21 protein-coding genes and 1 pseudogene are annotated in these 21,071 nt (G+C 71.3%); 11 read left to right on the forward strand and 11 right to left on the reverse strand.

From position 1 onward, the window contains the following. Positions 1 to 7 precede the first annotated feature (7 nt). From DMP23_RS00690 to DMP23_RS00700, 3 genes are all read right to left on the reverse strand, one after another. Positions 8 to 763, reverse strand: coding sequence for an alpha/beta fold hydrolase (locus tag DMP23_RS00690; RefSeq protein ID WP_337819809.1), 756 nt, complete (start codon positions 761 to 763; stop codon positions 8 to 10). Between the two features lie 65 nt (positions 764 to 828). After that, positions 829 to 1,413: a nuclear transport factor 2 family protein gene (locus DMP23_RS00695; RefSeq protein WP_134666554.1), complete on the reverse strand. Its 585-nt coding sequence runs from the start codon at positions 1,411 to 1,413 to the stop codon at positions 829 to 831. 64 nt (positions 1,414 to 1,477) lie between these two features. After that, positions 1,478 to 2,170, reverse strand: a complete 693-nt coding sequence (locus DMP23_RS00700; protein WP_337819810.1) for a helix-turn-helix transcriptional regulator — start codon at positions 2,168 to 2,170, stop codon at positions 1,478 to 1,480. 317 nt (positions 2,171 to 2,487) lie between these two features. Here DMP23_RS00700 and DMP23_RS00705 point away from each other — a divergent pair. The 4 genes and pseudogenes from DMP23_RS00705 to DMP23_RS00720 all read left to right on the forward strand — a co-directional run. Then, positions 2,488 to 2,592 (forward strand): annotated as a pseudogene (locus DMP23_RS00705) (MerR family transcriptional regulator); the annotation flags it as partial. A gap of 191 nt (positions 2,593 to 2,783) precedes the next feature. Then, positions 2,784 to 3,266 carry a GyrI-like domain-containing protein gene (locus tag DMP23_RS00710; protein WP_337819811.1) on the forward strand — a complete coding sequence of 161 codons (483 nt, stop codon included), beginning with the start codon at positions 2,784 to 2,786 and terminating at the stop codon, positions 3,264 to 3,266. 83 nt (positions 3,267 to 3,349) lie between these two features. Continuing rightward, the gene (locus DMP23_RS00715; protein ID WP_337819812.1) at positions 3,350 to 4,279 is read left to right on the forward strand and encodes a hypothetical protein; all 930 of its coding nucleotides are present in this window, start codon (positions 3,350 to 3,352) and stop codon (positions 4,277 to 4,279) included. Positions 4,280 to 4,286: 7 nt separating this feature from the next. Then, a complete protein-coding gene (locus tag DMP23_RS00720) occupies positions 4,287 to 4,652 on the forward strand; it encodes an RNA-binding S4 domain-containing protein (protein ID WP_199818137.1) in 366 nt (121 codons plus the stop codon). 83 nt (positions 4,653 to 4,735) lie between these two features. Here the strand turns inward: DMP23_RS00720 and ctaD are convergent, their stop codons facing one another. From ctaD to DMP23_RS00740, 4 genes are all read right to left on the reverse strand, one after another. Continuing rightward, a complete protein-coding gene (ctaD, locus tag DMP23_RS00725) occupies positions 4,736 to 6,442 on the reverse strand; it encodes an aa3-type cytochrome oxidase subunit I (RefSeq protein ID WP_043833386.1) in 1,707 nt (568 codons plus the stop codon). A 103-nt stretch (positions 6,443 to 6,545) separates the two neighbouring features. Beyond that, entirely contained in the window at positions 6,546 to 6,797 is a 252-nt protein-coding gene (locus tag DMP23_RS00730) for a hypothetical protein (protein WP_037819525.1), read from the reverse strand. 5 nt (positions 6,798 to 6,802) lie between these two features. After that, positions 6,803 to 7,228 (reverse strand): SPW repeat domain-containing protein, encoded by a 426-nt coding sequence (locus DMP23_RS00735; RefSeq protein ID WP_051172342.1) that lies wholly within the window; start codon positions 7,226 to 7,228, stop codon positions 6,803 to 6,805. A 24-nt stretch (positions 7,229 to 7,252) separates the two neighbouring features. Beyond that, positions 7,253 to 8,017, reverse strand: a complete 765-nt coding sequence (locus tag DMP23_RS00740) for an acetate uptake transporter family protein (RefSeq protein WP_037819524.1) — start codon at positions 8,015 to 8,017, stop codon at positions 7,253 to 7,255. 199 nt (positions 8,018 to 8,216) lie between these two features. On the opposite strand from DMP23_RS00740, the gene DMP23_RS00745 reads away from it, so the two are divergent. From DMP23_RS00745 to DMP23_RS00760, 4 genes are all read left to right on the forward strand, one after another. After that, a complete protein-coding gene (locus tag DMP23_RS00745; protein ID WP_037819523.1) occupies positions 8,217 to 9,311 on the forward strand; it encodes a calcium:proton antiporter in 1,095 nt (364 codons plus the stop codon). 337 nt (positions 9,312 to 9,648) lie between these two features. Continuing rightward, positions 9,649 to 9,816 carry a hypothetical protein gene (locus DMP23_RS00750; RefSeq protein WP_167757026.1) on the forward strand — a complete coding sequence of 56 codons (168 nt, stop codon included), beginning with the start codon at positions 9,649 to 9,651 and terminating at the stop codon, positions 9,814 to 9,816. Next, positions 9,813 to 11,252 carry an MDR family MFS transporter gene (locus DMP23_RS00755; protein WP_134666548.1) on the forward strand — a complete coding sequence of 480 codons (1,440 nt, stop codon included), beginning with the start codon at positions 9,813 to 9,815 and terminating at the stop codon, positions 11,250 to 11,252. Before DMP23_RS00750 ends, DMP23_RS00755 begins: the two co-directional genes overlap by 4 nt. 4 nt (positions 11,253 to 11,256) lie before the next feature. Continuing rightward, on the forward strand, positions 11,257 to 11,661 hold the full coding sequence (locus tag DMP23_RS00760; protein ID WP_337819813.1) for a hypothetical protein: 405 nt from the start codon (positions 11,257 to 11,259) through the stop codon (positions 11,659 to 11,661). Between the two features lie 617 nt (positions 11,662 to 12,278). Here DMP23_RS00760 and DMP23_RS00765 read toward each other — a convergent pair. The 3 genes from DMP23_RS00765 to DMP23_RS00775 form a co-directional block, all read right to left on the reverse strand. Then, entirely contained in the window at positions 12,279 to 13,229 is a 951-nt protein-coding gene (locus DMP23_RS00765) for an FUSC family protein (RefSeq protein ID WP_337819814.1), read from the reverse strand. Positions 13,230 to 14,868: 1,639 nt separating this feature from the next. Further along, positions 14,869 to 17,031 (reverse strand): ATP-binding protein, encoded by a 2,163-nt coding sequence (locus tag DMP23_RS00770; RefSeq protein ID WP_337819815.1) that lies wholly within the window; start codon positions 17,029 to 17,031, stop codon positions 14,869 to 14,871. 62 nt (positions 17,032 to 17,093) lie between these two features. Beyond that, complete coding sequence (locus DMP23_RS00775) at positions 17,094 to 17,237, reverse strand: hypothetical protein (protein ID WP_205670120.1); 144 nt, start codon at positions 17,235 to 17,237, stop codon at positions 17,094 to 17,096. 410 nt (positions 17,238 to 17,647) lie between these two features. On the opposite strand from DMP23_RS00775, the gene DMP23_RS00780 reads away from it, so the two are divergent. After that, entirely contained in the window at positions 17,648 to 18,607 is a 960-nt protein-coding gene (locus DMP23_RS00780) for a hypothetical protein (RefSeq protein WP_337819816.1), read from the forward strand. A gap of 282 nt (positions 18,608 to 18,889) precedes the next feature. Further along, on the forward strand, positions 18,890 to 19,540 hold the full coding sequence (gene shbA, locus DMP23_RS00785) for an RNA polymerase sigma factor ShbA (protein WP_167756624.1): 651 nt from the start codon (positions 18,890 to 18,892) through the stop codon (positions 19,538 to 19,540). Between the two features lie 115 nt (positions 19,541 to 19,655). Here the strand turns inward: shbA and DMP23_RS00790 are convergent, their stop codons facing one another. After that, positions 19,656 to 20,072: an STAS domain-containing protein gene (locus tag DMP23_RS00790; protein WP_009076775.1), complete on the reverse strand. Its 417-nt coding sequence runs from the start codon at positions 20,070 to 20,072 to the stop codon at positions 19,656 to 19,658. 258 nt (positions 20,073 to 20,330) lie between these two features. On the opposite strand from DMP23_RS00790, the gene DMP23_RS00795 reads away from it, so the two are divergent. Then, on the forward strand, positions 20,331 to 21,038 hold the full coding sequence (locus DMP23_RS00795; RefSeq protein WP_037819510.1) for a S1 family peptidase: 708 nt from the start codon (positions 20,331 to 20,333) through the stop codon (positions 21,036 to 21,038). Positions 21,039 to 21,071: the final 33 nt, after the last annotated feature.

Consider the following 21,071-nt stretch of genomic DNA (forward strand, 5'->3'; position numbering starts at 1 on the left):
CGTCCGTCTACTGTGGACCTTCGTCCGCGAAGAACCGGACCGCCGCGGCGGTGAACTCCGGCGCGGCGGACGCCACGTAGTGATTGCCGGGAACCGCTGCGAACTCCGCGGTCAGCAGCCGGGCGAGCGGCTCGCCGTCAGCGTGCCCCTCGTCCTCGCTGCCGACCACGACCAGCGCGGGGATGTTCAGCGCGGCGAGTTCGCGCATCGGCACGACCGAATGGAGAACGAGCAGCAGCGCCCGCGGGTCGGCGCCGAGACGGCCGATCCAGTGCGCCGTCTGGGCGTCGGCCCGCTCCACCGTCCGGCCCTCGGCCAACGCGGTGAGCACCCGGTGCAGCGGACCGCCTCCGCCGCCCCGCTGCATGGCGGCAAGTCCTTGCCCGCCAAGGAGTATCCGGGACGGCCGCGCTCCCCGCACGACCATGCGGAGCGCGACCCGCGCGCCGAGCGAGTACCCGCCGAGGGCGTATTCGGTCAGGCCGAGCTGCTCGGCGAACGCGAGCCCGTCGTCGACGAGCACGTCCGGCGGATAGCAGGCTGGATCGCCGGGCTGCGGGCTCGCGCCGTGCCCGCGGAAATCCGGCAGCAGCACGCGGAACCCGCGTTCGGCGAGCTGCTCGGCCAGCCCGCTGCGCAGCCACGCCTCGCCGGACGAGGTGAATCCGTGCAGCAACACGACCGGCGTACCTTCGCCGAGCTCACGGTAGGCCAGTTCGAGCCCGTCGCGCGCACGGAACCGATGGACGGGCAGTTCGATCACGGGGTCCACTATGGCACGAGCCCGCTGGTCCGCACGCGCTGCTGACGCACGGACCAGCGACTCGCTCACGGCAGCGGACGCGTCCCCGGCACCACCCATTCCCGGTCGACCCGGCCGTCGACCGCGACCAGCACCGCGATCCCGCCGCGCGAGCCGTCCGACCAGGTCCCGGCGATGGTCTGCCGCTCCGGGTCGAGCACCAGTTCGCCGTGCCACGGGTGCGCGTCCTTGGCGAGCACCCGCAATTCCTCGCGGTCCAGATCGCCTTCGCCCGGCCCGTCCGGCAGTTCCGACCGGCCGTCCGGCGAGGGGATCGTCCAGTTCCGCGAGACCTTTCCGTCGGTGAGCACGCACAGGTCGGCTCCGGTGATGACCACGCCGTCGCGCCGGGTGACGTCCCAGGTGAAGGCGAGCCGTTCGGTGCCGTCGACGACGAAAGTGCGCGGGACGAACACGTTTCCGACGTCGCGCTGGTACTTCGCGATGAACGCCTCGGCGTCCGCCGGGCCGACCAGCGGGTCGAGGCCGGGTTTGGTGCCGGACCACTGGCGGCCGTCGGCGGTGAGCAGCCGGTGCGCGAGCGAGGCGTCCTCGTTCCACATGCGGCACCAGAGGGCGGGGATTTCTTCGGGGTTCAGGTCGTTTGCCATGCGAGAACGATCGCGTCCGCCGGCGACACCGTCCTGTCGGTGTTTTCCCGCCGCGTGGCGCAGGTCACTCGCCGAGCGGGCGGGCGGAGATCCGCGCGAGTTCGGCGTCGAGGTCGACCTCGCGGCGCTCGACGCGGTCGCCGGTCAGCGCGAGAGCGCGGATCCGGTCCAGCAGGAAGCCGCGGACCGCGTCGCGCAGGCGGCACCAGCCGAGCACGTACCAGCCCGCCGGGCCCCACAGCAGGCCCAGCGGCTCGACGTCGCGTTCGGTCTCCTGGCCTTGGGCGTCCACATACGACAGCCGGAGGACGCGCCGCGCGGCGAGAGCGGTCAGGATCAGTCCGCTGTGGACAGCGGGCGGTTCGGGCTCGCCGACCCGGTGCAGCCGCGCGGCGAGGTGCTGTTCGGCGTCGCGGACGTCGGCAGGCAGCCGCGCGAGCACCTTGCGCGCCGCCGACTCCGCCGCGCCCGCGAAAGGCGAACCGGCGGCCGAACGCAGCGCGACGGTGATCGCGATGGCCTCCTCCGGCGTGAGCGTGAGCGGCGGCAGGGTCCGTTCGCGGTCGAGCCCGTAGCCGCCGGTCCGGCCGGTTTCGGTCCAGATCGGGACGCCTGCCTCGCGCAACGCGCCGAGGTCGCGCTCGACCGTGCGCACGCTGACCTCGAACCGGGACGCCAGCCACGCCGCGGTCCGGGTGCGCGGCGCGACCGCCCGGAGCTCCTCGACAAGTGCGTACAGCCGGTCCGTGCGATTCACCCGGCCAGCCTACGGACCTGCGGATCCTCACCCGATCGGGTGGCTTTGCGGGCGACTGCCGTCACGAAGGCGGACCTGCGCTGTTCCGTTCGCGGGAGCCGCGACCGGCGCCGGTCCGTCCTGTGGAGGGCGGCGGACCGGCGAGGTCCCCTCGTTCGTCGGGGGACGAGGGGGCCGCCGGGGCGGGTCGGCGCAGGGGGCCGGCCCGTTCCCGGTCCGGCGGGGACACTTGACTCTCACACCGTGTCAGAGCGTGTGCTGGGAAGGTCATGTTCACCATCGGAGAATTCGCCCGCCACGGCCGGGTTTCGGTTCGCATGCTGCGGCACTACGACGCGCTCGGCCTGCTCCGGCCCGCCGAGGTCGACCCGTGCACCGGCTACCGGCGCTACACCGCCGGGCAGCTGGCCGCGCTGAACCGGATCGTCGCGCTCAAGGAGCTCGGCTTCGGGCTCGGCGAGGTCGCCGCGCTGCTGGACGAGCAGATCCCGCTCGACCAGGTCCGCGGCATGCTGGCCCTGCGCCGGGCCGAGCTGGCCGAACGCGTCGCCGCCGACCGGCTCCGGCTGGCCGAGGTCGAGCGAGACTCCGCACGCTGGAAAGCGAGCACGCCATGCCGGACACCGAAATCATCGTCAAGGACCTCCCCGCCGCGCGCGTCGTGCGGCTCACCGCGACCGTCGAAAGCTTCTCCCCCGAGGCGATCAGCCCGGTCCTGCGCCCGCTGTGCGCGGAACTCGGCCGCCGCCTCGAAGGATCCGACGCCGTCCCGGCCGGACCGTTGACCTGCTACTACGAAAAGCCAGCGGGCGAAGACGACCCCGTCGTCGTGCACGCGGCGATCCCGGTGTCCGGAGCCGTCGCCCGGCCGAACGGCCTCGATGCAGCCGAACTGCCCGCCGCCCGCGCCGCGACGCTGGTCCACCGTGGGCCGGCGAGCGGATTCCTCGACGGCTACCAGCGGCTCGCCCGGTGGACCGACGAGCACGGGTTCCGCGCGGACGGCTTCCCCCGCGAGGTCTACCTCCACACTTCCGGCGACGAGAGCGAATGGGTCGTCGAACTGTGCGAGCCGTTCGTCGAGGAACCGCGCTGACCGGCCAAGACCCGACCTTCGACGGGTTGCGCCGCCGCTCGTTCCGGACGCGAATGGGTGGGGACGACCCGAGGAGGACGCAGGTGTTCTCGACAGGTCCCGGCACCCAGCCGGACCGGCTCGCCGACGCGCTGGCGGACGGGCCGTTCAGCCGTGCCCTGACCCTGGCCATCGACCGCAGCGGGCTCGGTCTCGACCGGCTGCGCGACCGGCTCGCCGCGGCGGGCGCGGCGGTCAGCACCACGACGCTCAGCTATTGGCGGACCGGCCGCACCGTGCCCGCCCGCGCCCGTTCACGCGTCGCCGTGCGGATTCTCGAGGGCGTGCTCGACCTGCCCCCTGGCTCGCTGACCGGGCTGATCGAACGCGATCCGGAACCGCCGCCGGTCCCGGTCGTGCGGTGGGAACGGCTGTGGGGACGCCGGAACGCCGTGCTGCGCGTGCTGAACTCGTTCGAGACGGCGTACCGGACGTCGCTGGTGGTCGTCAGCCTCCACGAGGCCGTGCACGTCGGCCCGGACCGGCGGCTGCACCGGCTGGAAGTGCGCGAGGTCCTCCGCGCGACCGAGGACGACACGCACATCCGGCTGGTCACCGCGCACGGCGTCGGCCCCGGCTGCCCGCCGCGACTGGTGCGCACCCGCTACTGCTCGCCAGGGCGCACGGAAACCCTCGCCGAAGAAGGGTTCACGGTGTGCGAACTCGTCCTCGGCCGCGGGCTGGATCGGGGCGAAACCGCGATCGCCGAGTACGAGTTCGAGTTCACCGACGACCGCCCGGACTGGTCCTACGAACGCCGGTTCCGCAACGCCGTGCACGAGCACCTGCTCGAACTGCACTTCGCGCCCGGCTTCGAACCGCGGGCCTGCCACGCCTACCGCCTCGACTCCCCCGCCGGGCCGGAGACGACCGTCGCCGAACTGCCGATCACCGAAGGCCTTCCCGCGCACGTCGTGTCGGCCGAGGTCACTCCGGGGATCCTCGGCCTGCGCTGGCAGTGGGACCCGCCATGATGGACCCATGGAATCGACGCGGATCGACCGCTGGCTCTGGGCGGTCCGGCTGACCAAGACGCGCGCCGACGCCGCGGCCGCCTGCCGCGGCGGGCACGTGCGCGTGAACGACCGCCCGGCGAAACCCGCGACCACGGTCGTGCCCGGCGACGAGGTCCGTGCCCGGATCGGGACGACGACCCGCGTGGTCGAGGTCGTGCAGGTGATCCAGAAACGGGTCGGCGCGGCCGTCGCGGCCACCTGTCTCATCGACCGCACCCCGAAGCCGCCGCCGGAAGCCGCGATCCCGGTCGCCCGCCGCGAGCGCGGCGCGGGCCGTCCGACGAAGCGGGAGCGCCGGGTGCTGGACGAGTTCCGCCGCCAGCAGGGTTGATCGCGCAAGGGCTCTCGGCCGGGCTCAGGTGCGTACCTTGTGCGCGTCCGAGATCCGGGCGTCCGCTGATGTGGCTGGCCTGATCAGGCGTCCGATTCCGCCTTCGCCCGCTTGCCCCAATGGATGTGCTGCTCCTCCCGCATCCGCTCGACCATGTCGGGATAGTGCAGTTCGAAAGCGGGCCGTTCGGAGCGGATCCGCGGCAGTTCGGTGAAATTGTGCCGCGGCGGCGGGCTCGACGTGGCCCATTCCAGCGAATTGCCGAAGCCCCACGGGTCGTCCACGTTGACCTTCTCGCCGTAGCGGTAGCTCTTCACCACGTTCCAGATGAACGGCAGCACCGAAGCCCCGAGAATGAACGCGCCGATGGTAGAAATGGTGTTCAGCACGGTGAACCCGTCGCTGCGGAGGTAGTCCGCGTACCGCCGCGGCATTCCTTCCGCGCCGAGCCAGTGCTGCACCAGGAACGTCGTGTGGAAGCCGATGAACGTGGTCCAGAAGTGCCATTTGGCGAGCGATTCGTCGAGCATCCGTCCGGTCATCTTCGGGAACCAGAAGTAGATCCCGGCGAACGTGGCGAACACGATCGTGCCGAACAGCACGTAGTGGAAGTGCGCGACGACGAAATAGGTGTCGGTGATGTGGAAGTCCAGCGCGGGCGCGGCCAGCAGGACCCCGGTCAGGCCGCCGAGCAGGAACGTGACGAGGAATCCGACCGACCACAGCATCGGCGATTCGAACGACAGCGTCCCCTTCCACATCGTGCCGATCCAGTTGAAAAACTTCAGCCCGGTCGGCACCGCGATCAGGAAGGTCATGATCGAGAAGAACGGCAGCAGCACCGCGCCGGTGGCGAACATGTGGTGCGCCCACACCGTCGCGGAAAGCCCGGTGATGCCGACCGTCGCGAACACCATCAGCCGGTAGCCGTAGAGCGGTTTCCGGCTGAACACCGGGATGATCTCGGTGACGATCCCGAAATACGGCAGCGCGACGATGTACACCTCGGGATGGCCGAAGAACCAGAACAGGTGCTGCCAGAGGATCGCCCCGCCGTTCGCCGGATCGAACACGTGCGCGCCTAGCCTTCGGTCCGCCTCCAGCGCGAACAGCGCGGCGGTGAGGATCGGGAACGCGATCAGCACGAGAATCGCGGTGAAGAAAATGTTCCAGGTGAAAAGCGGCATCCGGAACATCGTCATTCCCGGAGCCCGCAGGCACAGGATCGTGGTGGTCATGTTGACCGCGCCGAGAATGGTTCCCAGACCGGATACGATCAGGCCCATGATCCACAGGTCGCCGCCGACACCGGGACTGTGGACGGCGTCGGACAGCGGCGTGTAAGCGGTCCAGCCGAAGTCCGGCGCGCCGGCCGGCGTGAGGAACGCGCTCAGCACGATCAATCCGCCGAAAAGGTACAACCAGTAGGAAAACGCGTTCAATCGCGGAAACGCGACATCCGGAGAGCCGATCTGCAGCGGCAGCACGAAATTGGCGAAACCGAACACATTCGGCGTCGCGTACAGCAGCAGCATGATCGTGCCGTGCATGGTGAACAGCTGGTTGTACTGCTCCTGCGACAGGAATTGCAGCCCCGGCTGGGCGAGTTCGCCGCGCATCAGCAGCGCCATCGCGCCGCCGACCAGGAAGAACGCGAACGACGTGCCGAGGTAGAGCAGCCCGATCTGCTTGTGGTCGGTGGTGCGCAGGATGCCCAGCAGCACCGAGCCCTTCTTGCCCCGGCGCGGCGCGGCGGCGATCACCACTGGCCGGGGCTTCAGCTGTGTCATGACCGACCTCCCGCGCACCCGACGATCGCCGGGCAGCCCGCGGCCGCCCGGCCTCACCCGGGGCGGGTAACCGGCCGGGACCCGCGGCAAACCCCGGCTTGTGTCAGCTGTCCCGGTGATACGGCAGCTGCCCGTTCGTCAGCGCCGCGCCGAACACGACGGCCGCGCCGACCACCAGCAGCACCGCTCCGGCGGCGGGCGCGGACGCCCACCACACCACGCCCGACGCGGCCACCAGCCAGGCCCCGACGAGCGCCTCTTTCCGGGCCGGCGGCGTCGCCTTGCGCGCACGCAATCCCGCGCTGCCCAAAGCGAGCACGCCGATCGCGAGCACCGCCAGCACCGGCCAGTACACCCTCCTCACTCCCGGAACTCGCCGCTGTGCCTGCGATAGGCGACAGTCACCGAGATCACCGAGAAGATCGCCAGCAGCACGCCGACGATCAGCGAATTCGTGCGGATCGCGTCGCGGTGCCCGTCGACCGGGTAGCCGAACGCGAACGGCGCGGCGATGAGCCAGAACCCGATCGCGACGTTGACCAGTCCCAGCCAGCGCGCGCGTTCCGGCAGGCCGAACCGGACCAGCGCGACCGCCGCCACGGCGATCCCGCACGCGAGGCTGTTCCAGAACCCGGCCGTCGCGGACAGCGTGAACGAGTAGCTGTACGCGAACGCCGCGAACACCAGCCACGCCCCGGCCAGGAACTCGGCGGTGAGCGGCAGCCTGCTTTCCCGCAGCTTCCGGTCCCGCGGCGTGAACGCGGTGAGCGCCATGCTCATCTTCATCCGGTGGTCACCTCCTCGCCGGGGCTACTGCCCGGCCTTGATTCCCGGTTCGCCGTGATCGAACTGGATCGCCTGGTGCAACGGCACTGTCGTGGTCCGGGCGGGGCGCGGGACGCGCAGGCCCATCGGCAGGACCACCCGGTGGTGCGCCGCTTCGAGGACCATCGCGCTGCACGCGTACCAGGCCAGCACCGCGGACACGAGCAGGAAGTAGGCGGCGATGGTGCGCACGACGCCGACGTCGCCGATCAGGCCGATCGCCAGCAGCGTCGACGCGGCGGCGAGGACCGCGAGCAGCGCGCAGAGCACGAGGCTTTCCGCCAGCGCGGCGAGCGCGCCGGTCCAGGTGATCGCCGCGAGCCCGATGAACCAGAAGCCGATCGCGGCCGCCGCGACCGGGCTCGCCGCCGTCGACGGCAGCCCGCCGAGGCCGACGAACAGCTGGTAGACGCCGAAGCCGATCCAGAACGCGCCCCACGCTCCGTGGATCACCGTGGCGAGCGCGTCCCGGGCCCGGTAGGACCACATCCCGGCGAGGAACTGCGCGACGCCGCCGAAGGCGAACGCGAAGGGGGCGAGCAGCAGGGGCGTCGTCGTGCTGTCGCCGAACCAGCCGGCCATGTTGGCCGCCACCATGAACGTGGACACCGCGAACCCGGCGAGTCCCAGGATCGACGGTGCGGCCACCGGACTGAGGTTGATGTGCGTGTGCTCGCGCCAGAAGGAATACTCCGCGCCGTCGCCGCCTGCCGGCATCGCGCGGTCGGCCATCTTCATTTCCCGGGTCATCCTCGGCTCCTTTCCGCGCCGACCACCCCTGTCCGCCGGGCGTACCCCGCCGCCGACCTGCGGAACCCTGCATTCGCTACGCCGAACGAGTGAATTTCGCACCCGGCCGGGCGACGGGCAGTGTCCATTTCGGACGCGACACTCCCCCGCGCGGACGGGATGCCAGGCGACCGGGGGTCCGCTGTGCCAGGGTGAGCGCATGGCGAGCGTCCGCGGTTATCTGTTGTCCTGGACCACTTTGCTGCCGTTGCTCGCCCTGGTCCTGCTGGCGCTCACCTGGGGTCGCACGCTGGGCCCGGTGCCGGTCGCGCTGGTGGCGATCGCGCTGGCGGGCACGGTTCTCGCCGCGGTCCACCACGCCGAGGTCGTCGCGCACCGAGTCGGCGAACCGTACGGCTCGCTGGTGCTCGCGGTCGCGGTGACGGTGATCGAAGTCGCGCTGATCGTCACGATGATGGCTTCCGGCGGCGACAAGGCCGAAACCCTGGCGCGCGACACGGTGTTCGCCGCGGTGATGATCACCACCAACGGCATCGTCGGGCTGTCGCTCCTCGTGGGTGCGCGCCGGTACGGGGAAACGCGCTTCCACCCCGAAGGCAGCGGCGCGGCCCTGGCGACGGTCGGCACGCTCGCGACGCTGAGCCTCGTCCTGCCGACCTTCACCGCGAGCACGCCCGGACCGGCGTTTTCCGGGCCGCAGCTGGCTTTCGCGGCCGGTGCGTCCTTGGTTCTCTACGCCACTTTCGTGATGACGCAGACCGTCCGCCACCGCGATTTCTTCCTTCCCGTCGACCACGACGGCGAGACCCGCGAGGAGGAGCACGCGGAACCGCCGAGCGCCCAGAAGACCTTGGTAAGCCTCGTTCTGCTGCTGATCGCGCTGGTCACCGTGGTCGGTCTGGCGAAGGTCGAGTCCCCGGCGATCGAGGCCGGCGTGCGCGCGGCCGGGCTTCCGCAGTCCTTCGTGGGCGTGGTGATCGCCCTGCTGATCCTGGCCCCGGAAACGCTCGCGGCGGTCCGCGCGGCACGGCGCGACCGGATGCAGATCAGCCTCAACCTCGCGTACGGCTCCGCGATCGCCAGCATCGGCCTGACGATTCCGGTCATCGCGCTCGCGTCGGTGTGGCTAAAGGGCCCGCTGCTGCTCGGTCTCGGGCCGACGCACATCGTGCTGCTGGCGCTCACGGTGGTGGTCAGTGTGCTGACGGTGGTGCCGGGGCGGGCTACGCGGCTTCAGGGCGGGGTGCATCTGGTGTTGCTGGCGGGATTCCTGGTGCTGGCGATGAATCCGTGACGGTGTGCTGGCGGAACGCTCCACAATGGAGCTTCTGCTGACCGCTTCGCGCGCGGTGGCGAGGGCCGTGAAGGACGCCTTGAGGGAATCCAAGTCCGTGAAGGAGCCCCTCACGGACCTCGGCGGGAGAAGAGCCGCCCGGCGATCCTGACGTCAGCGGATCACGCCAAGCCCGCGAACGAGATTCCTGATTCGCTTCTCGTTGCCGCGGCTGGCGACCTACTGCTGGTCGAGCCGCTTTTTCCGCCGCTTCCCGGGGCTCTTCGCGGGCCGCCGCCGCGGTCCGCGGGAGGAAAAGGCCGCCGGTTTTGTCGGTGCTTCTCCGTATCCTGGCCAGGTGAAGATCCAGCAGTCCCCAACCCCGTCCGCAGCGGCCGGTGAAGCCGCGCGCAGAGCTTTCCCCGGCAGCCTTCCGTCGGCCGGCGCCCGCTTCGTTCGCGCCGCCGACCTCGTGCCCGCCGCCTTCGCGAGCGCCCTCGCCTCGGTCAGCGAGGTGCGCCGATGAGCGGCGTCTCCTCCCCCGCCACGGAAGCACTGGAGCGCCCGGCCGCCAAGCCCGGCCTGCTGATCAGCGTGCTCGTGCTGTCGGCGTTCGTGATGATCCTCAACGAGACCATCCTGAGCGTCGCGCTGCGCGACCTCACCGTCGACCTGGCCGTCCCGACCACCACGATCCAGTGGCTCACCAGCGGTTTCCTGCTCACCATGGCGGTGGTGATCCCGACGACGGGGTTCCTGCTCGAACGGTTCACGCCGCGGCAGGTGTTCGTCTTCTCGCTCGCCTCGTTCAGCCTCGGCACGCTGCTGTGCGGCGTCGCGCCCGGTTTCGGCCTGCTGATGGCCGGCCGCGTCGTGCAGGCGTGCGGCACCGCGGTGATGATCCCGTTGCTGATGACCACCGTCATGCGGCTCGTGCCCGCCCAGCGCCGCGGCGCGACGATGGGCACGATCAGCATCGTCATCGCGGTCGCGCCCGCGATCGGCCCCACGATCGGCGGCGCGGTGCTGTCGTCGCTCGGCTGGCGGTGGATGTTCTTCATCGTGCTGCCGCTGTCGCTGGCCGCGCTGGTCACGGGGATGCTGCAGCTGCGGATCGACAGCGAAACCCGCGCGGTCCCGCTCGACGTGCTCTCGGTCGTCCTGTCCGCCATCGGTTTCGGCGGAGTCCTGTACGGCCTGTCGTCCGCGGGTGAATCCGCCGAGACCGCGCTGGTGCCGCCGTGGCTGCCGATCGTCGTCGGCGTGGTTTCGCTGGCAGTGTTCGGCTGGCGGCAGCTTCGCCTGCAACAACGCGACCGCGCCCTGCTCGACCTGCGGCCGTTCACCCACCGCAGTTTCGTCGTCGCGCTGGGGCTCAGCGCGTTGCTGTTCATGTGCCTGATCGGCGCGGGCGCGATCCTGCTGCCGCTGTACCTGCAGACCGTCCTGCACAAGTCCACCTTCGTCAGCGGCCTGGCCGTCCTGCCCGGCGGTCTGGTGCTGGGCCTGCTCGGCCGTCCGGTCGGCGCCCTGTTCGACCGGGTCGGCGCGCGCCCGCTGGTGCTGCCCGGCGCGCTCGCGATGGCGGTCTCGCTGTGGCTGTTCTCGTTGCTGGGCCCGGGTTCGCCGCTGATCGCGGTGATCGGCATCCACATCGTCCTGATGGCCGGTCTCGGCCTGATGATGACGCCGCTGATGACCGAATCGCTGGCAGCGCTGCCCGACCACCTCTACTCGCACGGCAGCGCGATCCTCTCGACGCTTCAACAGGTCGCCGGCGCGCTGGGCACCGCCGTGTTCATCAGCGTCGCGACCCTGAGCAGCGCCGAACACGCAGCAGTAAGCCCCGACGCCGACGGCCTGCACATGGCGTTCCTCGTCGCCGGCTGCATCGGAGTGGCCGCGGTGATCGGAGCCTGGTTCGTCCGGTCGCCCCGCCCGGAACAACCGGAGGAGGCCTGATCCCGTGGACTCAGAGCGGCTCGACGCCGTAGCCCGCACCTACACCGCGCCGATGACCAGCATCCGCGGCCGACGCGTCCACCGCCTGATCACGCGCCAGCTGACAGGCTACGACCACGTCCTGCCAGCCACCACCGCCGACGGCACCCCGGCGCTGCTGGCCCTGTCCGCCGACGGCCGAGCCGCCTTCTGCCACAGCGACGGCCGCGGCCCGTCCGCAGACGTCGTCACCTGCGGCCCGACACCCGGGGTCACCGTGACGTCCGCACACGACCTCACGAAGGACTCGCTGCCGGTGCTGAGCTGGACCGTCCGGCACCCGGGCCTGCTGGACGTCGCAGGCCCGCTGACGATCGTCCCCGGCGAGGCGGACCAGGAGGAGGTCGAGGCAGCCCTGCGTCCTCGATGACTGGACCGTTTCGGAACGAGCGGCTCGGGGCCCGCGCTGACGACCGCTGTCCAGTCGTTGGCTAGGCCTCGAACTGCTCGGTTCGGACGCGGATGCTGGGCCGCGGCGAAATCGCGACCTAGCGCGCCGAGGTCAGCGCCCGCTGTTTGCGACGCAACCACGCGCAGGTCCGCGGCGATGACCGCAGCCTTGTGTAACCCTGTCGAGCGTCCGCGAAGCCCCGATCAGCAAGCAGCCTCGCGCTCGCCACGGTCGGACCGGCGTTCTCGCCGAGCACCTGCGCAATCGTCGGGCACCAGCCCATCCCCTCGCCAGGCCGCGCCGCCATCCGGCTGGGCAGGCGTCCCGGCCTCACCGACCGAACGCACCCCCGCACCCCCACCACACCGCGCCACCATCCAGCCAAGCAGGCATCCCGATCTCACCGACCGAACGCACGCCCGCGCCCCACCACTCCGCGCCGCCGTTGGGCTGGGCAGGCGTCCCGGTCTCAGTAGCCGAACGCACGCTCCCGCCTCCCCGACACCGCGCCACCATCCAGCCGAGCAGGCATCCCGGCCTCACCGACCGAACCCACGCCCCCACCCCCACCATCCAGCCGGGCAGGGGTCCCGGGCTCAGCGGCCGAACGCACGCTCCCACCGTTCGACGTCCCGCACCCTGCCGTCCGGCGCGGACCAGCAGGCTTGGAGCAGGTCGTAGCCGTCGTGGACCAGGGCGGCGTGGGCGGGCCAGCGCTCGGCGGCCCAGCCAGGCTCGTTGTGCACCGAATCCACCCCGGCCCGGGTCGCGCCTTCCAGCTCGAACTGGAGGTCCCGGCGCGCAGCCGCACGCGGGACCGGCGCACCGGCCAGCACCGCACGCGCGGCGGCGCGCACTCGAGACCCGGTCCAGTCCAACGTCTTCCGGTGCGCACGCGGCGCCACCGCATACTGCACAGCCACCGCCACCACGACCCCGATCGCCGTCTGCGCGAAACGGTCCGCCACCGCGGGCCACACCGGCCCCGGCTGGCTCGCCACCCCGGCAGCCAGCAGGGCGAGCGGCGTGATGACGACTGTCGCCACCGCGTAATTCCGCGGCACCACCAGCTCCACGCAGAACTGCAACACCGCCAGGATCAAAATCAGCACCACCCCGGACGGCGCGACCATCATCACCAGCCCGAACAGCACAAGCCCAGCCGCGGTCCCGACAAACCGGTGCAGCGCACGGACATTCGCCCGCCGCCGGTCCAACCCCTGCTGCAGCACCACCAACGCACTCAGCACCGCCCAATGCGGCCGTCCAAACCCGACCGCCACGGCCAGTTCCCCAGCGACCACGCAACCGGCACCGACGCGCAACGCCGTCAAAGCGGCATGCGACCGCAACGGAACCGCCCGCCGCAGCCGGTACCCGAGGTTCGGCCGCGGCAACGGCAGCTTCCCCGGCGGCAGCTCGACGGACTCGCCCGGCGAAGCGTCCGCGAACTGCCGATGGGCAGCAAGCAACGCCGCCACCAGGTCCGGTTGCGTGCCCCGGCGCGGATGTCCCGCGTCATGCAGGGAAGTCCACGCCGCAGACACCGCGGCACCGGCAGCGTGCCGAGCCTCCGCCGTCTTCCGCTCAGCCGAGTGAAGGCGTCGACAGCCCGCACCGCACGCTCGACGGCCGTCCGCTCCGGTTTCGTCCGGTCGGCCAGCACCCCGGCCATCGACACCACAACCGACGATCCGACCCCCGCCGCAGCGCACCCCAGCACCACCCACGGCCGGGCCCCAGCCTCGACCGCCGCCTGCGCACCCGCGCACACGAGCGCAAAGAACAACGGCCCCGGCGGCCCAAGCCGCAACGCGTCGACGACGTAAGTCGCCAGCACCGCGACCACAGAGACCACCAGCACCGACACCGGCCCCGGCGGCACCACGGTCCCCACCGAAGCACCCAACGCAGCCGCCGCGAGCAACCCGGCACCAGCAGTAGCCACGACACCCGCCCGAACCCGGTACGGCCGCCCTTCGCCGTACAAGACTGCGAACGTCCCCAGCGTGACAAACAACGCCGAGGCCGAAGCCCCCGCCAACACCAGCGCGATCCCCGGAACGGCCACCGCCGCCGCGGCCCGCAACCCCGCCGACCACCTCCGCCCGACCGGCGGCAAGGCGAACATCAGCGCCCGAAAACCCGCCACGCGAGGCAACTGCTCAACCGGCTCGGGCGACTCCATCCGCCCATCCCAGCACGCCGCCACCCGCCCCGAAAGCCCGGCCACGGCTGGCAGAGACCGCGAGCACACTCCCGGAGCCGAGTTCGCTCCGCAACCGAAACGCCTAGCCTGCGGACGGAGAGACACTGCCCGGCCCACCAAACGCGGCTGTGCCCTGCCTCGCCGCTAATGCCCGCCAACTAACCCGTGCGAGCAGAGGGCAACCGCCAGCCCGGCGAACACAGCAGTCACGCCAACCCCACCTCGTCCCCGCCGCCCCCAGGGCTCCTCATTAACCCCTGCGAGCAGAAGACAGCCACCAGCCCCGCGAACACAGCAGTCACGCCAACCCGCCGCCCCTGCCCACTAATTCCGGCGGACAGAAAACGACGGCCAACCCGCCGAACGCGGCCCGTCGCTCGTGCACCACGCCAGCCCTCGTGCACCACTGCAGCGAGCTCTCGTCTCGCGACGATCAAGCTGCTGCCCGCCGAGCGGCGGTCGCTTCTCACGCTCTTCGACCGATGTCCCGGCCCGCGAGCCAGACCAACGACCGGCGTTCACCTGCCCGTTCCGGGCGGGTCTGAACCGACAGACCCAGTGTGCCGATCTCGGCCCGGTTGCGTCCGGACAAGGGGGCCCGTCCGTCGCACACGAATCATCAAGCCCGGACGGGCGAGGGCCTTGTACTCCACCACGGTCCGATCGGCACCCTGAGCCCGCAGGTCCCACCAGCCAGACTTGAACTCGACAGGCCCGCCGCGCCGCTCTCAGCCCAGGCGAATCCGGAGCCAGCTGAGACCCCGCTATCGCACACGGATTGTCAAGCCCGGTCAGGCGACGGCCAACGCCCGCAGAGCGGCGATCGCTTCTCACCCGCTTCGACCGCCACCCGGCCTGCAGACCCCACGAACCAGACCAGCGACCGGCGTTCACACACCCGCCCGGCCTGAACTCGACAAACCCGGCTCACCGACCTCAGCCCAGTCGCCCCCGGAGAAGCCAGCGCCCTCCGTCCCTCACCGGAACTCTGCCCGCGCAGCCGCCTCCCCCACCGTCACCGGGTCGAGATCCGGGTGGGTCGCCTCGGCCCGTTCCCACTGCGCCGCAGCCACATCCGCAATCCCCTGCGCCGCAGCGGCATTTCCCAACCCCAGGTGAGCCCGCGCCGCCTCGTGGGTGCTGCCGCAGGCCTCCGCGCGGGTGGCCGCTTCCCGGTACGCCGACTCAGCAGCCGGATGATCACCGGCGCGGAATCGTGCCCAGCCAAGGCAGTTCAGGCCCATCACGATGTCCAGTTCCAGCCCCAGTTCCTCAAAAACCGCCAGCGTTTCCTCGACCAGGCGGGCGGCTTCGGCAGGCCGTCCCAGGGCCGTAAGGACCAGGGCGACACCTCGCGTCGTGATGGCGCCGCTGCGTCGGTTGCCGGTCAGGGCGTAGAAATCGGCTGCGGAGCGCAGGTCCCGCAGGGCTTGTTCGTGGTTGCCCCGATAGTGCTCGGCCCACGCGGCATGTGCCAGAGCGGTCGCTTCGCCGTGGCGGTCGCCGATTTCCCGGTACTCCCGCAGGGCCTGGCGGTAGCACCGGGACGCCTCGTCCAGATCGCCGCGGTCGACGTACGCGATTCCCAGGTTCGCGGTGGTCGTCGCGGCGGCCCAGCGGTTGCCGACAGCTTCGGCGGCGGCGCGGGCCCAGCGGTGCGTCGCGATCCACGGGTCCCACAGTTTGGTCAGGTAGAAGAAGCCTCGCAGGAAGAACGCCAGCTGCCAGCATCGCTCGGACTCCCCGGTCCGGCGGCAGAGCGCGACCAGGTTCGGCCATTCGGCGCGGAACCACGCGATCGCGCTGTCCTGATCCGGGAATTCCACCTCGGGCAGACCGGGCGGGTAGGTCACCTCCGGGCGGTACCGCGGGCCGCTCAGCGCTCGGTCGGCGCGTTCCGCGGTCGCGACCGAGAAATCGGCCAGGCGGCGGAGCGCGTCCTCGCCGGGCACGTCGGAGGCGGCGAAAACCCTTACCAAATCATGGAAACCGTACCGGCCCATTTCCGGCTGGGTGAGCAGGTACGCCTGGTGCAGGCGGTCCAGCAGACGCTCGGCCGCCACCGCGTCCAGGGAGCCGAGCGCTTGCGCGGCGGTCACGTCGAAGTCGACGCCGGGGTGCAGGGCCAGCAAGCCGAACAGCCGTGCTTCCGGCTGCTCCAATTGGCGGACTGACAACCGGAAGGCGGCGGCCAGGCTTCGTTCGCCGTCGTCGAGTTCGCCCAGGCGGCGGGTTTCGTCGGCCAGGCGGCGTTCCAACTCCGCGACGTCCCACGCCGGGTGGGCGCGCAGGCGGGCGGCGGCGATCCGGATCGCCAGCGGGAGGCGGCCGCAGCGGTCTGCGATGCGCAGGGCAGCGTCCGGGGGCGCCCCGGTCAGGGCGGCGACCAGGGCGGCGGCGGAAGCGGACGGGAGCACGCCCAGCGAGACGTGCTCGGCTTCGTCCAGTGCGGGCAGGCGGCTGCGGCTGGTGATCACGACCCGGCATTTCGGTTCCGCGGGCAACAGCGGGCGCACTTGCCCGGTGCTGCCCGCATTGTCCAGCACCAGCAGGAAACTCCGGCCGCGCAGGCAGGTCCGGAAGAGCGCCGCGCGGTCGTCGGGATCGGCCGGGATCCGGTCGGCGGGCACCTCGAGGATCCGCAGCAGGCGGTCGTGCGCGTCGGCGGGCGTGACCGGTTCGTCGGAGGTGCCGCGGAGATCGAGAAAAAGGCTGCCGTCGGCGAAGGACGCCTCCAGCCGGTACGCGCACCGCACCGCCAGTGCCGTCTTGCCGGCTCCGCCCATGCCGGAAATGACGCAGACTCCGCCGTCGGACTCGAGAATCTCGCGCACGGTCTGGGATTCGGCATCGCGGCCGGTGAAGTCCGCGGTTACCGGGGGGAGGCCGGACGGGCGGACGTCCGGCCGGGTCCGGCGTTTTCCGGTTTCCGCGGGAACCAGTGCAGTAAGGGCTCCCGGAGTGCCGAATTCGGATTCGCACAATGCCGCGAGTGTGGAATTCGGGGCGGCGAGGCCGGTTTCGACCTTGCTCAGGTACCCCTTGCTGTAATGCACCCGTCCGGCCAGTTCGGCGAGCGACAGCCCGGCCGAGGTGCGCAGCCGCCGCAGTTCCGCCCCGAACGTCGCGCGCGCTGTCATCCGCCCCCACCTTCTTCTCGCTCCCAGTATGACTGTCCGGCAGACGCCGGGACGGGGTTTCGTCACGGCGCGGTCCGCACCGACACCGGCGGCGCGACCGGAGCCGGTCCGCCCGGATGGCCGAGCGCGACTCCGGACACGAGCGCGGCCGCGGCGAGCCACAACGCGGCGCGCACCAGCAGGGAAAACGAACAGACGACCTTCACGACAAGCTCCTTCCGAGGATTTCCGCCTGCCTGATCAGCGGCTTGTCCCGAGAATGCGGGAGCGCGCGGCAATCGGGGAAGGAGTTTCCCGTTTCCACCTTAATCGCGTGAACGGGGAACCGGAGGCAACGCCGCGGCGAAAGGCATTCCGCTCCGATGAGCAGGGCGCCAGCCCCGGTCGCGGGATCGAAAGCGGCGCAGCTGTCCCTGACTGGAACAGTCACCCGCCGTTTCGGGAAGGAGCCATCCGAGCGAATTTCCGTCCCGGATAAACCCCGGCGCACCAGCCGGACGCGGGAATGGGAAATCATTCCGGTCACAGTCCGTGCGCCGGGACCGGGCGAGGCTGGACATCCGCGCCCGCATTGCGGAACAGTGGCTGCGGGCGGGGAGACGCGAGGGAGGAACGGGTGGAACCGAACGCGGCGGACTTGGTCGCGGAATTGAAAGTGCTCCGGAAGGGGCGCGGCGTTTTCACCACTCCGCTCGGGATTCGGGTCGGCCCGGTCCTGCGCGAGGTGTGCGGGATTCCCGACAACGCGGAAAACGTCGAGATCCGCGACCGGCTCGCGCACGTGCTGGAACCGCTGGCCAAGACGCTCCCGGACGACCTCCGGATCGCCGTGCTCGCGGCGTTCGCGATGCACGAACCCGCGCGCAAGCCGTTCTACCAGGAGCGGGTGCACTGGGCCGCGCGCGAGCTCGACCGCGACGACCGCACGATCCGGCGGCGCATCGACGAGGGCATCGAGCACGTCGCGCACCTCGCGCTCGCCGGCCCGCGCGAGGGCGGCGGGCGGCCCGCGCCCGAGGGCAGCTGGCACACCGAACTGCTGCGCGTGTCCCTTGCCCTGGACCAGGAGCGGCCCGAGGTGTTCGAGTTCCGGCGGATCGTCGCCGACGCCGACGACCTCGCCGAACTGGACCTCGCGCTCACCCTCACCACCACGTCCACGGCCTCCGGGCCGGTGCGGGAAAGCGATCTGGACGTCGACGTCTTCCACGGCGGCACGCTGGTCCGCCGCGCGATGGAGTCGAACGACCGGGTCGGGCTGGCGCTGCAGCTGGCCGACCCGTTGCCGCGCGGGAAAACGCACGACCTCGGGCTGCGGTTCCGCGCGGAGTTCCGGCATCCGCACTACGTGTGCGTGCCGCGGCATCCGGTCGACCGGTTCGACCTGCACGTGCGCTTCCCGGCCGCGCCGCCGGCCGAAATCGTGCGGCTGGACCGCGTGTTCCAGGACGACGCACGCGATCTGGGCGCGCGCGGCGACGTGGTGAGCCCGGACGGCTCGGGCGAGGTGCACCTGCGGTTCGACCGGCTCGCACCCGGGTTCGCCTACGGCATCCGGTGGAGCCCGGCCGGCTGAACCTCCCCGGCCGGGCCCGGCGCCGGTCAGTGCGTGATCATCGCGATTCCCCTTCCCGATCGGGATTTCTCCGACCGCACCGGGATCGCCGCCGCGCCGCGCCGCGCTACCCGCCGGCGGAACCTGTCCAAGATCTGTCCAGGTCCGTGCGGATTCCGTTGCCGCGCAACGGACAGAAGCTGGACAACACCTGCGCGGGCGCAACACCGGCGCCCGGGCGGCCGATTCCCGGATCGAGCGGGCGAGACCACCGCGGCCGCCCGTACGAAAGGAACGACCCCTATGCCCACCGCCACCGTGCCCGAACCGGTCGAAGGCTACGTCCCGCTGTCCGCGCTGCCGCGTCCGTCCGAGCTGGCGCAGCGGCTGGAAACCGTGGTCCGCGCGGCCCGCGACAAGGTCCCCGGCGCGGCTCCGGAACTGCTGGCGCTGCTGAAACCGGTGATCGCGCGCTACTGCCGCGCCCGCATCGGCGGACGCGACCTGTCGTACCTGTCGGCCGACGATGTCGCGCAGGAGGTGTGCATCGCGGTCCTGCAGGCCGTCCCTGGCTACGAGGACCGCGGCGGATCGTTCCTGCACCTGGTGCGCGCGATCGCGGCGAACAAGGTGGCCGACGCGTTCCGCGCGGTGTCGCGCGACCGCTCGCGGCCGGTGTCCGACGTCCCGGAGAACCCGGATCTGGGCGACGGTCCCGAATCGCACACGATGACGGCCGACCTCGGCGCTTCGCTGGGCAGGCTGATGGCTGGCATGCCGAAGCTGCAGCAGGAAATCCTGACGCTGCGCGTCGTCGTCGGCCTCACCTCGGCCGAGACGGCGAAGGCGCTGGGGATGTCACCGGGCAACGTCCGGGTGACGCAATGCCGCGCGCTGGCGAAACTGCGGGACTCGATCCAGGAGCAGGGACTCGCCGAAGCGCTGCTGGCGTGAACTCGCAACATCGCCGGAACTGGTCCGGACCACTGGAGAAAAAATCCCCGAAGTTCACCCGCTCGGGCCACTTCGGCGGCGCGGGCGGGCCCGGAACGCCCGGGTCCGGACCGGTTCAGCCCGCGTCGAGCCGCCGTTTCATCCGGCGCAGGAACGCGATCCGGTCGGTCTCCACGCGGACCGCCGTGCGGTCCGGGTAGATGTCGAACACGCCGGTCATCCCGGTTTCGGCCAGCCTGCGGCCCGCCGCGCCCGAGGGGTGCGCGAGCAGCCGCAGCACCACGCCCTCGGCGGCCGCGCGGTCCTGCGCGGCCCGCAGGACGTGCACGCCCGCGTCGCTCAATTCGGTCAGCCCGGTCAGGTCCAGCACCAGCGCCATCGGGCGCTTGGCCAGCGCGAACGTCACCGCCCGCACCACCACCAGCGCGGTGCCGGCGTCGAGTTCCCCCGCCAGCAGCAGCGTGAGCACGTCGAGGTCGTCGTAGCGGTACGACGACTTCAGCCGTGCCGATCCCTGTGAGCCGGCTTCCATCCGCGTGCAGCACTCCCTGTCCAGGCGGGGCCCGTCGCGCCCGCTCGTCCACCCGACACCATTCTGGCCCTCCGGGCACGGTGACCGCGCTCACAGTCCTTGTCGGCGGCTCGTCAACGCGGGCTGGTCCGCTTGCCCTACGACGAAAGTCGGGAACTGAACCGGCCCGACCTTCGGCGGGTTCCGTCATTTACCGACATTCACGACGGTGGGTCAGTACCTGACCACACTCCCCGTACCCACCGGAGATGATCACCAGTGCGAATCGCGCGTACCGCCGCAGTCCTGTCCGGCCTGGCCTTCGCCGCCGTCGCCGCGGCGGCCCCGGCCACCGCCGCCCCCGCCCAGCCCGCCATCATCGACGGCAGCACGGCCGACTCCCTGCACGCCGCCGCCCGGATGTTCGCCGGCGGCCAGGAGCTCTGCTCGGCCACGATCATCGCTCCCGACTGGATCCTCACCGCCCGGCACTGCACGCAGGGCGCGGGCGGCAAGCAGATCACCTTCCACGTCGGCAGCCTCGACCAGACCCAGGGCACCGAGGTCTCCGCGACGTCCGTGCACGACTCCCCCGACGCCGACATCTCGCTGGTCCAGATCGACCAGAAGGTCCAGACCGAGTACGCGCCGCTGGGCACCGCGAGCGACGTCAACGTCGGCGACACCGCGCAGGTCTACGGCTGGGGCGCGACCTGCACCGACCAGCCGGAGATCAACTGCCAGTCGCAGGTGCTGAAGGTGGCGAACGTCCAGGTCACCTCGGTCGACTGCCCGGACGGCGCGGCCGGCGTCTCGGTGTGCGCCAACCGCGGCGACGGCATCACCGCCGGCGGCGACTCCGGCGGCCCGATGTACGCGAACGGCAAGCAGGTCGGCGTCGCCTCCACCAGCGACCGCCAGTCCTACACCGCCTACATCAACGTCACCCAGTACCGCGACTGGATCCAGTCGGTCGCGGGCGTCTGATCGCGGGCGGCCCGGACCCGGACGGATCCCCGG

This window comes from Amycolatopsis sp. A1MSW2902, from assembly GCF_017312175.1.
GTDB lineage: Bacteria > Actinomycetota > Actinomycetes > Mycobacteriales > Pseudonocardiaceae > Amycolatopsis > Amycolatopsis nivea.